13 protein-coding genes are annotated in these 13,814 nt (G+C 69.6%); 4 read left to right on the forward strand and 9 right to left on the reverse strand.

Annotation, left to right across the window (positions count from 1 at the left end):
* The 4 genes from ABZ342_RS21110 to ABZ342_RS21125 form a co-directional block, all read right to left on the reverse strand.
* The gene (locus ABZ342_RS21110) at nt 1–792 is read right to left on the reverse strand and encodes a carbohydrate ABC transporter permease (protein WP_155549486.1); all 792 of its coding nucleotides are present in this window, start codon (nt 790–792) and stop codon (nt 1–3) included.
* 77 nt (nt 793–869) lie between these two features.
* A complete protein-coding gene (locus ABZ342_RS21115) occupies nt 870–1,802 on the reverse strand; it encodes a sugar ABC transporter permease (protein WP_155549025.1) in 933 nt (310 codons plus the stop codon).
* Complete coding sequence (locus ABZ342_RS21120) at nt 1,802–3,136, reverse strand: sugar ABC transporter substrate-binding protein (RefSeq protein WP_360475486.1); 1,335 nt, start codon at nt 3,134–3,136, stop codon at nt 1,802–1,804. The genes ABZ342_RS21115 and ABZ342_RS21120 overlap by 1 nt, the downstream gene beginning before the upstream one ends.
* The gene (locus ABZ342_RS21125; protein WP_360475489.1) at nt 3,129–4,133 is read right to left on the reverse strand and encodes a zinc-dependent alcohol dehydrogenase family protein; all 1,005 of its coding nucleotides are present in this window, start codon (nt 4,131–4,133) and stop codon (nt 3,129–3,131) included. The genes ABZ342_RS21120 and ABZ342_RS21125 overlap by 8 nt, the downstream gene beginning before the upstream one ends.
* A gap of 128 nt (nt 4,134–4,261) precedes the next feature.
* Here ABZ342_RS21125 and ABZ342_RS21130 point away from each other — a divergent pair, with 128 nt between their 5' ends.
* Both ABZ342_RS21130 and ABZ342_RS21135 read left to right on the forward strand, forming a co-directional pair.
* Complete coding sequence (locus ABZ342_RS21130) at nt 4,262–5,245, forward strand: sugar-binding domain-containing protein (protein WP_360475492.1); 984 nt, start codon at nt 4,262–4,264, stop codon at nt 5,243–5,245.
* A 311-nt stretch (nt 5,246–5,556) separates the two neighbouring features.
* Nucleotides 5,557–6,210: a hypothetical protein gene (locus ABZ342_RS21135; RefSeq protein WP_360475495.1), complete on the forward strand. Its 654-nt coding sequence runs from the start codon at nt 5,557–5,559 to the stop codon at nt 6,208–6,210.
* Here ABZ342_RS21135 and ABZ342_RS21140 read toward each other — a convergent pair.
* On the reverse strand, nt 6,098–6,424 hold the full coding sequence (locus tag ABZ342_RS21140; RefSeq protein ID WP_360475498.1) for a helix-turn-helix domain-containing protein: 327 nt from the start codon (nt 6,422–6,424) through the stop codon (nt 6,098–6,100). The two genes, ABZ342_RS21135 and ABZ342_RS21140, sit on opposite strands and share 113 nt — an antisense overlap.
* 68 nt (nt 6,425–6,492) lie before the next feature.
* On the opposite strand from ABZ342_RS21140, the gene ABZ342_RS21145 reads away from it, so the two are divergent.
* Complete coding sequence (locus ABZ342_RS21145) at nt 6,493–7,080, forward strand: NAD(P)-binding domain-containing protein (RefSeq protein ID WP_360475500.1); 588 nt, start codon at nt 6,493–6,495, stop codon at nt 7,078–7,080.
* Nucleotides 7,081–7,083: 3 nt separating this feature from the next.
* On the opposite strand, the gene ABZ342_RS21150 is transcribed toward ABZ342_RS21145, so the two are convergent.
* Genes ABZ342_RS21150 through ABZ342_RS21160 form a run of 3 tightly spaced genes read right to left on the reverse strand, consistent with a single transcriptional unit; the run spans nt 7,084 to nt 10,879 of the window.
* The gene (locus ABZ342_RS21150; protein WP_360475503.1) at nt 7,084–7,218 is read right to left on the reverse strand and encodes a hypothetical protein; all 135 of its coding nucleotides are present in this window, start codon (nt 7,216–7,218) and stop codon (nt 7,084–7,086) included.
* Between the two features lie 47 nt (nt 7,219–7,265).
* Nucleotides 7,266–8,336: a C45 family peptidase gene (locus ABZ342_RS21155; protein ID WP_360475505.1), complete on the reverse strand. Its 1,071-nt coding sequence runs from the start codon at nt 8,334–8,336 to the stop codon at nt 7,266–7,268.
* Nucleotides 8,337–8,374: 38 nt separating this feature from the next.
* Nucleotides 8,375–10,879 (reverse strand): DEAD/DEAH box helicase, encoded by a 2,505-nt coding sequence (locus tag ABZ342_RS21160; RefSeq protein ID WP_155549018.1) that lies wholly within the window; start codon nt 10,877–10,879, stop codon nt 8,375–8,377.
* A 151-nt stretch (nt 10,880–11,030) separates the two neighbouring features.
* Here ABZ342_RS21160 and ABZ342_RS21165 point away from each other — a divergent pair, with 151 nt between their 5' ends.
* Nucleotides 11,031–12,287 (forward strand): primosomal protein, encoded by a 1,257-nt coding sequence (locus tag ABZ342_RS21165; protein WP_155549017.1) that lies wholly within the window; start codon nt 11,031–11,033, stop codon nt 12,285–12,287.
* A gap of 261 nt (nt 12,288–12,548) precedes the next feature.
* Here the strand turns inward: ABZ342_RS21165 and ABZ342_RS21170 are convergent, their stop codons facing one another.
* Complete coding sequence (locus ABZ342_RS21170) at nt 12,549–13,760, reverse strand: MFS transporter (protein ID WP_360475761.1); 1,212 nt, start codon at nt 13,758–13,760, stop codon at nt 12,549–12,551.
* Nucleotides 13,761–13,814: the final 54 nt, after the last annotated feature.

Genomic DNA, 13,814 nt, shown 5'->3' on the forward strand with positions numbered 1-13,814 from the left:
CTACTTCACCGCTCCCATCGACAGCCCGCGGACGAGGTGGTTCTGCGCGATCCAGCCGACGATCATCACCGGCAGCGAGGCCAGCAGCGCGGCGGCGGAAAGCTGGGCCCAGTACAGGCCCTCACTGGTGATGAACCCGACGAGGAACACCGGCACGGTGCCGGCCCGTGCCGCCGTCAGGTTGACCGCGTAGAAGAACTCGGTCCAGGAGAAGATGACGCAGATCAGCGCGGTCGCCGCGATCCCGGGCGCGACCACCGGCATGATGATCTTGCGCAGCAGCGTCGGCAGGTTGGCGCCGTCGATGCGGCCGGCCTCGATCATCTCGTGCGGCACCTCGAGGAAGAACGACCGCATCATCCAGATCGCCAGCGGCAGGTTCATCGACGTGTACAGGATGACCAGCGCCCACACCGTGTCCAGCAGCTCGGTGTTCTGGGAGATGATGTACAGCGGGATGATCGCCGCCACGATCGGCAGCATCTTCGTCGAGAGGAAGAAGCCGAGCGCGTTCGACGTCTTCTTCACCGGCGCCAGCGACAGCGCGTACGCGGCCGGGATGCCGAGCAGCAGCACCAGCAGCGTCGAAAGCACCGTCACGAACGCGGAGTTCGACAGGTAGGGCAGGAACCCGCCCTTCAGCACGTTCGCGATCTGGTCGAACGTCGGGCTGAAGAACAGCTTCGGCGGGTCGGTGTAGGCGTCGGCCTCCTGCTTGAACGCCGTGAGGATCATCCACAGCAACGGGAAGACGAACAGGATCGCGATGATCCAGGTGACGGCGGTGAGCACGCCGGGACCGGTCTTGCGCTTCGGCTTGCGCGCCGGAGGGGCGGTGGTGGCCGCTTCCGGGCGGGTGTCGAGGGTGGTCACTTGATGCCTCCGTCCACCGAGAAGGTCCGGAACATCAGGCGCAGCGCGAAGGTCGCGACGATCATCGTCAGGATCACGACGATCACGCCCATCGCCGACGACTGGCCGACGTCGAAGCCTTCGAACGCGCGCTGGTAGATGTAGTACGGCAGGTTGGTGCTGGCCGTGCCCGGCCCGCCCTGGGTCATCAGGAAGATCGCGTCGAAGCTGTTCACGATGTAGATCGCGCCCAGCAGCGTCGCCAGCTGCAGGAACCGGGACAGGTGCGGCAGCGTGATCGACGCGAACGTCCGCCACCGGCTGGCGCCGTCCACGGAGGCCGCTTCCAGGACCTCCTTGGACTGGCTCTGCAGGCCCGCGAGGATCAGCAGCATCATGAACGGCGTCCACTGCCACACGATCTGCGCCATCACCGAGGCCAGCGGGAACTCCGAAAGCCAGTCGACGTCGGTGCCGAAGACGAAGTGCAGCAGCCCGTAGGTCGGGTCGAACACCGTCGTCTTCCACAGCAGCGCACCGGCCGCCGGCAGGATCAGGAACGGCGTGATCAGCAGCGTCCGGACGACGCCGCGGCCGAAGAACTTCCGGTCGAGCAGGATCGCCAGGCCGAGGCCCAGCAGCAGCGCGACGAGCACGCACACCACGGTCAGCACCACCGTGTTGAGCAGCGCCACCAGGAACGTCGTGTCACTGAAGACGTCGATGTAGTTGTCGAGGCCGACGAAGTGCCGCGAACCCGGCCGGACCAGGTTCCACGACTGGAACGAGTAGAACACGGTGAGCAGGAACGGCAGCTGCGTCACCGCGATGACGAAGATCAGCGCGGGCAGCAGCGGCAGCCGCCGCTTCGCCGCGGTGCTCAGGCCTTTCTTCTCTTCGGCCTTCGCGTGCGTCTGGGACTGGGGGGTGTCTACGGAGAGCGTGGACATCACTGCACCGCCTTGTAGGAGTCGCCCACCGTCTGGGCGTAGTCCTGGGACTGCTTCAGGGCGTCGTCGACCGACTCGCGGCCGGCGATCGCCGCCGACAGCTGCTGGCTCACCCGGGTGCCCAGGTCCTGGAACTCGGGGATGCCGACGAACTGGATGCCGGGGTAGGGCACCGGGTTCGCCATGGCCTTCTGCTGGTTCGCGTCCGCGATGCCGTCGAGCGTCGGCTTCGCGTAGGCCTGCGCGGCCTTGGCGTAGTCGGGGATGTCGTACGTCGACTGACGCACGCCCGGCGGGACGCGGTTCCAGCCGTAGGTCGCCCCGACCTTCTGCACGTACGCCTTGTCGGTCATCCAGGCCATGAACTTCCAGGCCGCGTCCTTGTCCTTGGCGACCTTCGGGATGCCGAGCGCCCAGGTGTAGAGCCAGCCGCTGGCCTGCGTCTTGACGACCGGCGCCGGCGCGTACCCGGACTTGCCGACGATCTTGCTGCTCGACGGGTCCTCGTTGGTGCCCGCCATGACCGTCGCGTCGTACCACATCGCCGCGTTGCCCTGCGTGTAGCGCGTGCCGCACTCGGAGAACCCGGCGCTGGAGGCACCGACCTCGCCGTGGTCACGGATCAGGTTGACGTAGAAGTTCGCGGCTTCCTTGAACTCCGGCGACGTCAGCTTGGCGTTCCAGTCCTTGTCGAACCACTGGGCGCCGAAGGTGTTGGCCACGGTCGTGAACGGCGCGAGGCTCTCGCCCCAGCCGGGCTTGCCGCGCAGGCAGATGCCCGCGACGCCGTTGGCCTTGTCGTCGAGCTTCGCGGCGTAGTCGGCGATCTGCTGCCAGGTCGGCTTGGCCGGCATGGTGATCCCGGCCTTGTCGAAGAGGTCCTTGCGGTAGGCCAGGAACGACGACTCGCCGTAGAACGGCACCGCGTACATCTGGTTCTGGTACGACAGCGACTGCTTGATGCTGGGGATGAAGTCGCCTTCGTCGTAGCCCGGGGTGGCCGCCATGTGCGGTTCGAGGTTCTCGAGCCAGCCGTTGGCCGCCCACTGCGGGGCCTCGTAGTTGCTGATCATGACGACGTCGAACTCGCCGCCCTCGGTGGCGGTCGACGCGGTGATCTTGGCGCGGGCCTGGTTTTCCGGCAGCGAGACGAACTTGAGATTGATCCCCGTCGCCTTCTCGAACTCCGGGGCGAGGGAGATCGCGTCCTTCATCTGCGGGTTGGACACGATCGCGATGACGAGGGTCGAGCCGCCGGTGCCGACCGAGCCGGCGCCGGCACAGCCGGTGACCAGCAAGGACGTCGCGGCGAAGAGGGTGAGGAGCTTACGCACGGCCGCCTCCCGGGAGTACCTGGACCTTGAGGCCCGAGCCGCTGCGCATCTTGGCCAGCGCCTCGGGGTACTGCTCCAGCGGAAGCCGGTCCGTGAGCAGCGAGTCGGTGTCGATCGCACCGGACGCGACGAGGTCGAGCGCGGTGCCGAAGCTGTGCAGCACGGCCATCGAGCCGACGATGGTGATCTCGTCGTTGTAGATGCGGAACGGCGACAGCGCGACGCGGGCTTCCGCCGGTGCGACGCCGAAGACGAGCAGCCGGCCACCGCGCCGGATCGAGTCGAACGCGGCTTCGATGGCGGGCGCGGCCCCGGTGGCGTCCACGGCGACGTCGAACTTCTCGCCGTTGAGGTCGCTGACGTCCTTCGCGGTGGCGACGGCGCCGAGGCTCTTTGCCCGTGGCAAGCGGGCTTCGTTGCGGTCGACGACCGTGACCTGGGCGCCGGAGCGCTGCAGCAGCTGCTGCATGATCAGGCCCATGGTGCCGGCGCCGACCACGAGGAAGCGCTCTCCGGCTTCGACGCCGACGCGGCGCACGCCGTGCACCGCGCAGGAGACGGGCTCGACCAGCGCGCCCTGTTCCCAGGTCATCGAGTCGGGCATGCGGTAGCAGGTGGACGACGGGACGGCGACGTACTCCGCGAAGGCGCCGTTGACGGTGTCGCCGGTGGCGCCCCAGTTCGCGCAGAGGTTGCCGTGGCCGGCGCGGCACGGGCCGCAGTAGCCGCAGAACAGCGACGGATCGACGGCGACGCGGTCGCCGACCTTCCACTCGCCCGGCACGTCCGCGCCGAGCTCGACGATCTCCCCGGCGAACTCGTGCCCGGGGACGATGGGATACGGCGTGGGCGGGAAGTGCCCGTCGGCGATGTGCAGGTCAGTCCCGCAGATCCCGCACGCTCCGACCCTGACGACGACCTGACGTTCCCCGGGTTTCGGATCGGGCACCTCGCCGACCCTGATCTCACCGGGCCGGTCGACGATGGCGGCACGCATGCCTTGCCCCTTTCTCGCGCTCATATGAGCGGCGTTGACCTATGGCGTCGAGAACATGTGAAGGCATTACAGGACTGACCTCGGTGTTACGTCAACCTTTCGGGCAGATTTCGGGCTATAGTGCTCAGATGAGCGCTTCTCGCAAGGGCGCCTCGCTCTCGGAAGCGATGCTGCTCGCCACCGTCGCCCGGCGCTTCTACGTGCAGGGACGGTCCAAGCTGGAGATCGCCGACGAGTTCGGCGTCAGCCGGTTCAAGGTGGCGCGCATGCTCGACACGGCCAGGGACTCCGGGCTGGTCAGGGTGGAGTTCTCGCTGCCGGCGCCGGTGGACCTGGCGCTGTCGGACGAGGTGCGTTCGGCCTACGGCCTGCAGCAGGCACTCGTGCTCGAACGCTCAACCGAGCGCGAGCCGCGAGAGGTCGTCCGGGCCAAGATCGGGACACTGGCCGCGCGGCTGCTGGAGGAGATCGTCCGGCCCAGCGACGTCGTCGGGCTGTCGTGGGCGCGGTCGGTGAACGCGATGACCGAGGCGATCCGGGCGCTGCCGCGGTGCCCGATCGTCCAGCTGTGCGGGGTGCAGGCCGGGATGGACATGCGCGGCCGCTCGGTGGAGACGGTCAGCCGCGTGACGTCGGTGTCCGGCGGCGACGCGTACCCGATCTTCGGGCCGCTGGTGCTGCCGGACCGGCGGACCACCGAGACGTTGCGGCGCCAGCCGGGCATCGCGGAGACGTTCGGGCAGTTCCGGAACCTGACCAAGGCGGTGGTCAGCATCGGCGCGTGGCAGCCGGGCGAGTCGACGGTGTACGACGCGCTGGACGAAGCCGAGCGCGCGGCCATCGCGGCCCGAGGAGCAACGGCGGAGGTCGCGGCGCGCCTGTTCGACGCTTCCGGCAACGCGTTGTCGACGGGCCTGGCCCACCACGTGCTGGCGATCAGCCACGAAGAGCTGACGGCGGTGCCGGAGGTGATCGCGCTGGGCTACAGCCGGCCGAAAGCGGCGGCGGTGGACGCGGTCCTGCGGTCCGGCATGGTCACCACCCTGATCACGGACGCGGCGGCCGCAGTCCCCCTCCTCGCCCTGGCCGCCAAAAACCCACCCCGCAAGTGATCGAAGGGTCGACACGCGTGATCCAGAGGTCGACACGCGTGATCAGGGAGCCGACACGCCACCCGGCCCCCGCGCCGCCGTGTCGACCCTTCAATCACGCGTGATGCCCCTCTAATCACGTGTGATGCCCCTCCAGACACGCGTGATGCCCGTCCGATCACGCGAGTTCCGGGTTCCGGCCCTACTCCCGCGGGAGTACCGGCCCCGTGGCGGCGTACTCCGGTGGGTGCAGAGCGCGGGTCGCGGGCTCCGGGGCGAAACCCGGGTCGCGCCCGATGTGCCGCCGTCACCGCTCGGCGAGCCTGGACGACGTGAAGACTTCCCCTCGCTGGCGCCAAGCCGTCGTCTGGCTGCACGTCGTTTCGTCCGTCGCCTGGATGAGCCAGGCCCTCGCGCTCGTCGTGCTGATGGCGTCGGGCGCGCCCACGATGGCCGACCGGCTCGACTCCGTCCTGCTCGCGCCGATGGCGAACGTCTCCGCGTTCACCGGCTTGCTGCTCGCCGGCGCCACCGCGTGGGGCTACTTCCGGCATTGGTGGGTGCTGACGAAGTTCGCCCTGACGTTCATCCAGCTCTACGCCGGAATCTTCCTGCTCTCCCCCGCGCTGCGCGACTCCGCGCACACCGGCACCGTCGCCTGGCCGCAGATCGCCGGGGCTTCTCTGATGGCGAGCGCGCTGTCGTTCCAGGCCTGGCTGTCGATCGCGAAGCCGGGGAAGAAGACGCCGTGGTCCCCCAAGGAGAAGCCGCCGACCGCGCCGACCTGGGTGTTCGTCGCCGGGATCGTCGCGCCCGCGGTCGACGCCGTCGCCGGGATCCTGCTCGGCTACCCGCTGCCCGCGTTGTCGCTGGTCACGCTGGCCGTGCTGCTCGGTCTTGAGCGGCGACGACGTCGTCGCCGTGCTCCGCGGCCCAGCGTCCGAAGCCCTCGATCGGCTCGAGCAACGTCGAACCCAACGGCGTGAGCGCGTACGCACCGGAACGCCGCTCGACGAGACCGTCGGATTCCAGGCGCCGCACGGTTTCCGTGAGCACCTTCGCGCTGATCCCGCCGATCTTGCGCCGGAGGTCGACGTGCCGACGCGGGCCGTGGCGCAAGGCCCAGAGCACCACCGGGTTCCACGTGTTGGCGACCAGGTCGAACGCGAGCCGCGTCCGGCAGTCGGCGAGAAAGTCCATGGTTACCTTTCGGTTCCTGCCGGGGTTCCTACCGTCGTGCTGGTACCAGCCAAGCACAAGGAGGACGCATGCGGATCGGGATCTTCGGCACGGGCGGGATGGCGGACGCGCTCGGCACGCACTGGGCGCGCGCCGGCCATGAGCTGCTGGTGAGCGGCCGCAGCCCCGACGCGCTGGCGAAGCAGTTGGGCGCGCGAAGCGGAACCTGGCGCGAAGTGGCGTCGCAGGCCGAAGTGCTGCTGCTCGCCCTACCCGCCGACGCGGTCTTCGAGGTCCTCGCCGAGGCGGGCTCGTTGACCGGCAAGGTCCTGGTGGACTGCACCAACCAGCCCGGCACGCCCGACGACCTCCCGCCCGGCACGCCGGTGGCCTCGCGGATCGCGGCCGCCGCCCCGGAAGCGCACGTGGTCAAGGCGTTCAACCTCGCCCACGTCGACGTCTGGCGGAACCCGCCGAGGACCCTCACGGTCCCCCTCTGCGGCGACGACCCGGCGGCCCTCGACGCGGTCCGCACGCTGGTCCGCGACGTCGGCTGCGCGCCGGTCGACGGTGGCGGCCTGGACCGCGCCGCGCTGCTGGAAGCGACGGCGGCGTTCGTCATCGGCCTGTGGTTCGCCGGCGAAGACGCGCAGGCGATCCTCGCGCCCGCCGGCTGAACGTCAGAGGCCGTACTCGATGGCGGTGGCGTCGGTCGCGTACTCGATCGCCGTCGCCGCCGTCGCGGCGGGCGCGACCACCAGGGCCAGCACTCCCGCGGCGAAGATCCCGGCCAGCACGCGCTTCAGGTTCCGCATGGTCCCTCCCAGGTTCGGCGAGCCTCCACGGTAACGCCGGGACAGCGCTACCCGGCGACGATTGCGCCGTTGAGCTCACCCGCTGCGTCCACGTCGCCGGACGCCAGGTCCGCCACCCGGGCGCGCAGCGGCGCCCCGCCGCGGGGAACCACCGTCACCGTGCCGTCGGCCAGGTCCGTCACCACGGTGCTCAACGTCATCAGCGGGTCGCCGCCGGCGGCGTCGCGGCGGACGTCGGTGGTCAGCGTCGAGACCAGCCACTTCGCGTCCGGCGCGAGCGGGGCCAGGTGCGCGCACACCTCGGCCCTCGCCAGGCTCTCCTCCGGCGCGACGTCCCAATGCGGCGAGAGCCGGCGGAAGTGGTTGGTGTGCCAGGAAAGCCCACTGCCCACAGTGGTCACGGCGGTCTCGTCCCCAGCCTTCTCGACCACCGTCACGGCGGGCGAGCCGACCTGGCCCATCGTGTACGCGAACCCGCCCGCCGACGCGTGGGAACGCAGTATGGACACCGCTTCCGCCACCGAAGTGGCGCGCTGGGCGGTGCGCGCGACGAAGTGCCGTCCGGCGCACGGCGGAGGCGTCGCCACGCTCACGCTGTCGATCCCCCACACCAGGCCGTGCGTGGTGAGCGTGACCGTGTTGGCCGGCAGGAAGCCCGGGTACCACCAGACGCACACGCCGCGCTCGCCGTCGATCAGCAGCGTCAGCAGGCGCCCGATCCCGTCGAACACCGGGGCGCCGTCCTCGTTGTGGCCGAGCAGCGACGGCGTGCCGGCCCACGCGAGGTCCGTGCACCCCGTGCCGTCGCCCGCGCCGAGGTCGCCGCGCAGGTTGGCCAGCAGCAGGTCGTCGAACGGCACCCCGGCGCCCTCGGCCAGCGCCGTCAGCTCGGCGTAGGCGTCCGGGTGCTCGACCTGCGACGCCGATTCGACGGCCCGGAACAGCACCGGCGACCGTCGCGAACGCGCGGTGACCGGCCAGTCCGGCAGTCCGTCGAGGACGGTCCGGATGTCCGCGGCGGCGTAGGCGCCCAGCTCCCGGAAAGCGGCTTCCCGGGGCCCGCTGACGATCGTCCAGCGCACGTCGCCGATCCGGTGCTCCCGCACTGTCGCCACCATGTGATCACGATGACTGAGCAGTCAGTGAATCGCAACGGCTAGTGGGCGCCCACTTCGGTCACGTGGACCACCGCCGACCCGGCTTCGTCGGACGCGGCCAGGTCGACCTCCGCGCTGATGCCCCAGTCGTGGTCGCCCGCCGGGTCGTCGAAGATCTGGCGCACCTTCCAGACGTCCGGCTCCTGCTCGATGATGATCAGTGCCGGGCCGCGCGCGTCCGGGCCGGTGCCGAGCGTCTCGTACTCCTCGAAGTAGCCCTCGATCGCGTCCTGCCACGCCTCGGCGTCCCAGCCGGACGCCGCGTCCAGCTCGCCCAGGACGTTCCACGCCCGCCGTCCGAACAGCTCGACCCGGCGGAACAGCTCGTTGCGCACCAGCACCCGGAACGCGCGTTCGTTGCGCGTGACCCCCGCCGGAACGGCCGGCTGCCGCACCTCCACCTGACCCTCTTCGCCCGGGTGGCGTAGCGCTTCCCACTCGTCGAGGAGGCTGGAGTCGACCTGCCGGACGAGCTCGCCGAGCCACTCGATGAGGTCCTGCAGCGGCTCGGTCTTCGCCTCGTCCGGCACGGTGTGGCGCAGCGCGTCGTAGACGTCCGCGAGGTAGCGCAGCACCAGGCCTTCCGACCGGGCGAGCTGGTAGAAGCCGATGTACTCGACGAAGTTCATCGCGCGCTCGTACATGTCGCGCACCACGGACTTCGGCGAAAGCTCGTAGTCGTCGACCCACGGGTGGCCCTGCCGGTAGCTGTGGAACGCGCCCTGCAGCAGCTCCTCCAGCGGCTTCGGGTACGAGACGTTCTCGAGCAGCTCCATCCGCTCGTCGTACTCGATGCCCTCGGCCTTCATGGCGTTCACTGCCTCGCCGCGCGCCTTGAACTGCTGCTGCGACAGCACGGGCCGCGGATTGTCCACAGTGGCTTCCACAGTGGACACGACGTCGAGCGGGTAGCTCGGCGACTCCAGGTCGAACAGGTCGATCGCGGCCAGCGCGAACGGCGAAAGCGGCTGGTTGAGCGCGAAGTCGAACTGCAGGTCGACGGTGAGCCGGATGATCCGGCCCTGCTCGTCCGGTTCGGGCAGCCGCTCGACGACGCCGGCGGCGAGCAGCGCGCGGTAGATCGCGATGGCGCGCAGGATGAGCTTGCGCTGCGACGCCCGGTCCTCGTGGTTGTCCTCCAGGAGGTGGCGCATCGAGGCGAACGCGTTGCCCGGCCGCGAGATCACGTTGAGCAGCATCGAGTGCGTCACCTTGAAGCTGGACGTCAGCGGCTCGGGTTCGGCCGCGATGAGCCGGTCGAACGTGCTCTCGGTCCAGTTGACGAAGCCCTCCGGCGCCTTCTTCCGGACGATCTTCTTTTTCTTCTTCGGGTCGTCGCCCGCCTTCTCGAGGGCCTTCGCGTTCTCGACGACGTGGTCGGGCGCCTGCACGACGACGTAGCCGTCGGTGTCGTAGCCCGCGCGCCCGGCCCGGCCGGCGATCTGGTGGAACTCCCGTGCCTTGAGGTGACGCTGCCGGACGCCGTCGTACTTCGTCAGCGCGGAGAAGACCACTGTCCTGATCGGTACGTTGATGCCGACGCCGAGGGTGTCCGTCCCGCAGATCACCTTGAGCAGCCCGGACTGGGCCAAGGTCTCGACCAATCGCCGGTACTTCGGCAGCATGCCGGCGTGGTGGACGCCGATGCCGTGGCGGACCAGCCGCGAGAGCGTCTTGCCGAAGCCGGCGGCGAACCGGAAGTCGCCGATCAGCTCGGCGATGGCTTCCTTCTCGGCCTTGGTCGTGACGTTGATGCTCATCAGCGTCTGCGCCCGCTCGATGGCCGCGGCCTGCGAGAAGTGCACGACGTAGACCGGCGCCTGGCCGCCGTTGAGCAGCTCGGACATGGTCTCGTGCAGCGGCGTCAGCGCGTACCGGAAGGTCAGCGGCACCGGGCGCTGCACCGACGTGACGACGGCCGTCGGCCTGCCGGTGCGGCGGGTGAGGTCCTTTTCGAAGAAGGACACGTCGCCCAGGGTCGCCGACATCAGGACGAACTGCGCCTTCGGCAGCTCCAGGATCGGTACCTGCCACGCCCAGCCGCGGTCGGGCTCGGAGTAGAAGTGGAACTCGTCGGCGACGACCTGCCCGACGGGCGCGTCGGCCCCGAACCGCAACGCGATGTTCGCCAGGATTTCGGCCGTGCAGCAGATGATCGGCGCGTCCGGGTTGACGCTGGAGTCGCCCGTCATCATCCCGACGTTGTCCGCGCCGAAGATCTCGATGAGCTGGAAGAACTTCTCCGACACGAGGGCTTTGATGGGCGCGGTGTAGTAGCTGCGGCGGCCCTGGGCGAGCGCGGTGAAGTGCGCGCCGACGGCGACGAGGCTCTTCCCGGAGCCGGTCGGCGTCGAGAGGATGACGTTCGATCCGGAGACGACCTCCATCACCGCCTCCTCCTGCGCCGGGTACAGCTCGATGCCCCGTTCGGCCGTCCAGGTCGTGAACGCTTCGAAGAGGGCGTCGGGGTCGGGATCCGCAGGCAGGAGGTCTGTGAGAGTCATCAGGCGTCCATCGTGCCATCCGCTCGTCGCAAAGTCGGCAGGGGCGATCGCATCGCGCGTGGTAAACCCGTAGGCTTCGCGGTACCGCGCACCGACCGGGGGATACTTTCGGTCTCGCGCGCACACGGGCGGTACTCCGGAGGGCTTAGGAATGGCACAGGACATCATCCCGATCGAACTCGGGCTGCCGCAGGGCGACGTCGTCACCCTGTGGGCCCCGCGCTGGCGGGAGGACGGCGAGGAGTGGGAAGCGTTCCTCGGCGACGAGGACGACCTGTACGCCTTCCCGGACGCCGCGCACCTGGCCGCCTTCGTCCGCACGTCCGAGCGCCACGACCTGCTCGACCACCCGGCGTGGGACGCCGTGCCGTCGCTGAACGTGCCGGAGCTGATCCCGGACGAGGACCACACCTACGACCTCGTCGGCGTGCCGGAGCTCGTCGCCGAGGAGCCGGACGTCTGGCACATCGCGGAGCTGGCCGAGATCGTCGGCATCGTGCGGTCGCTGGCCGACGTCTGCGACCTCGAAGAGGTGCACGAGATCCTCGACTCGACCGAGGGCTTCTCGTTGCTCGACCAGGGCACCCTCCCGTTCACCGGGAGCGTCGGCGTCCAGGTCTGGAACGACCTGTCCGAGACGGTGTCGCAGAAGTGGGACACCGTGCTCGACGCGATCGACGGCCTGGTGACCGCGCCGGACGTCGACGAGAAGGTCCTGGAGCAGACGGCCGAGGAGCTGGCGGCGTTCCACGAGGAGTCCGCGGAGGCCGAGGCCGGCGCCGAGGGCGAAGAGGATCTCGAGGCGATTTCCTCGGACGACGAGGACGACGAAGACGAGGAAGAGGGCCCGGTCGGCTTCTGGGCCGAGGTCGGCATCGACCCGATCAAGATCATCACGTCCGGCGCGGAGTACTACACGCTGCGCTGCTACCTCGACGACGCGCCGGTGTTCCTCGGCAGCGAAGGCGAGATCGACGTGTTCACGTCCGAGAAGGCCCTGGCCCGTGCGCTGGCCGACGGCAAGGACCTGGCCGACACGGACCTCGCCGAAGTGTCCACGTGGGACGAGGTCCTGGCGAAGGCGACGGCGGGCGAGCTCGAGGTCGAGGTCGACACCGAGAACACGTACGTCCTGACGGGCCTGGACGCGGACATCGCGGAGGGCCCGGAGGCGATCGACCCGACGCAGCTGGAGCTGGCGGTCGAGCTGATCACGGACGCGGCGGACTGGGCGGGCGACGACTCGGCCGAGACGGCACTGGCGGGCAACGAAAGCCTGGGCTGGCTGGTGTCGTTCGTCCTGCGTCCCGACCCGACGCGCCTCGAGCCGTCGGCCCCGTTCGACGCCGAGCAGAGCGCTTGGCGAAAGCTCGTCGAGGGTTTCGAGAACCGCCTGACGGTGGCTTGATCTTTTGGCTCACGAAGGCCGCCTCCCGAGCTTGGGGAGGCGGCCTTCGTCGTGTCGACCTCCCAATCACGCGTGTCGTCCCTCCAAACACGCGTGTCGTCCGTCCAGGCACACGTGTCGTCCGTTCCGGCACGCGTGTCGTCCATCCAGGTCCGTGCCGGAGGGGTCGACTCGCGTGATCAGAAGGTCGACTCGCGTGATTGAAGGGACGACACGCGTACTCCGGCGGACGACACGCGTACTTGGGTGGACGACACGGTGTCAGTCCGGGGAGGTGTGCTCCGCTCGGGTCGGGACCACCAGCACCGCCAGTGCCGGGAAGACTGCCGCCACGCAGAATGCCAGTGCGTACCTGCTGTCGCCGATCACCAGGCCCAGCAGGGGCGGGGTCAGCGAGGCCGCGATGTTCTGGCCCGTGTTCTGCGTCCCCATCGCGCGGCCCGACCACGCCAGGCCTGCCAGCTCCGCCGAGGCCGTGAAGCCGAGGCCGTTGTCGGCCACCGTGATGATCCCCGCCAGTGCCAGCGCCAGCAGTACCAGCCAGGGCCACGAAACGTCCCCCAAAGCCACCAGCAGCATCACCAAGCAGCTCAGCACCGCCAGCTGACGCATCGGGCGCAGCCGGCTCCCCACCCGGTCCGACCACCAGCCCGACCCGAGCCTGCCCAACGCGCCCAGCACCTGGACCGCCGCGAGGAACCAGCCCGCGGACAGGGGGCTCCAGTGCTGCACCGCCACCAGGTACGCCGGCGCGAACGCCGACACCGCGAACTGCGGCACCACCAGCAGTGCGCTCGCGCCGTGGACCCGCCACAGCGTCGCGTGCCGGTACGGCGAGGGCGGCTTTTCGCCCGATGCCGGCCGCGGGGGCCGGGGCGGGTCCGTCACCAGCCACGCCACCAGCAGCGCGACCACGATCGCCAGCCCGGCCGGCAGCAGGACGGCGGCGCGGAACCCGAAGTGCTCCGCCAACGGCGGCAGCCCGAGCGCCGCGACGCCGACGCCGAGCGGCTGGGCCGTCTGGCGGATGCCCATCGCGACTCCGCGCTCGGACTTCGCGAACCAGCCCATGACCACGCGACCGCTCGCCGCGTTCACCGAAGCCGTACACGCTCCGGCGGCCAGGAACACACCAAAGAGAAGTCCGACCGGGTGAGTTCCCACCCCGGCGTACACCAGGAGTAACCCCGAGGCACCCAGTCCGAGCGCCATGATCAGACGCTCTCCGTAACGGTCCGCAGCCGCGCCCCACACGATCAGGGTGAACAGCAGACCGATGCTCGGCGCCGCGACGACCGTGCCGGCCTGGGCCAGCGTCAGCCCCTCGGCGTCCCGCATGACCGGGACCAGGAACGGGATGCCGTAGAGGAACGAACAGCTCGCGGTCTGCGCGGCGAGGCCGAGCGCGAGAACGAGCCACCGTCGCGAACTCGCCTGCAGCTGCTCGACCGAACCGTCCGCGACCTGCGCCATCTCGCTCACCGTCTCAAATTCTGAGAACTACTTCCTACATAGTGAACGATAGTT

This window comes from Amycolatopsis sp. NPDC005961, from assembly GCF_040629235.1.
Classification (GTDB): Bacteria; Actinomycetota; Actinomycetes; order Mycobacteriales; family Pseudonocardiaceae; genus Amycolatopsis; species Amycolatopsis camponoti.

Bases quoted from the DNA above. Each gene is read 5' to 3' on its own strand.
- ABZ342_RS21145 (WP_360475500.1), top strand. From the start codon at position 6,493: ATGCGGATCGGGATCTTCGGCACGGGCGGGATGGCGGACGCGCTCGGC.
- ABZ342_RS21160 (WP_155549018.1), bottom strand. From the start codon at position 10,879: ATGACTCTCACAGACCTCCTGCCTGCGGATCCCGACCCCGACGCCCTC.
- ABZ342_RS21115 (WP_155549025.1), bottom strand. From the start codon at position 1,802: ATGTCCACGCTCTCCGTAGACACCCCCCAGTCCCAGACGCACGCGAAG.
- ABZ342_RS21125 (WP_360475489.1), bottom strand. From the start codon at position 4,133: ATGCGTGCCGCCATCGTCGACCGGCCCGGTGAGATCAGGGTCGGCGAG.
- ABZ342_RS21170 (WP_360475761.1), bottom strand. From the start codon at position 13,760: ATGGCGCAGGTCGCGGACGGTTCGGTCGAGCAGCTGCAGGCGAGTTCG.
- ABZ342_RS21130 (WP_360475492.1), top strand. From the start codon at position 4,262: ATGAGCGCTTCTCGCAAGGGCGCCTCGCTCTCGGAAGCGATGCTGCTC.
- ABZ342_RS21165 (WP_155549017.1), top strand. From the start codon at position 11,031: ATGGCACAGGACATCATCCCGATCGAACTCGGGCTGCCGCAGGGCGAC.
- ABZ342_RS21150 (WP_360475503.1), bottom strand. From the start codon at position 7,218: ATGCGGAACCTGAAGCGCGTGCTGGCCGGGATCTTCGCCGCGGGAGTG.
- ABZ342_RS21140 (WP_360475498.1), bottom strand. From the start codon at position 6,424: ATGGACTTTCTCGCCGACTGCCGGACGCGGCTCGCGTTCGACCTGGTC.
- ABZ342_RS21155 (WP_360475505.1), bottom strand. From the start codon at position 8,336: ATGGTGGCGACAGTGCGGGAGCACCGGATCGGCGACGTGCGCTGGACG.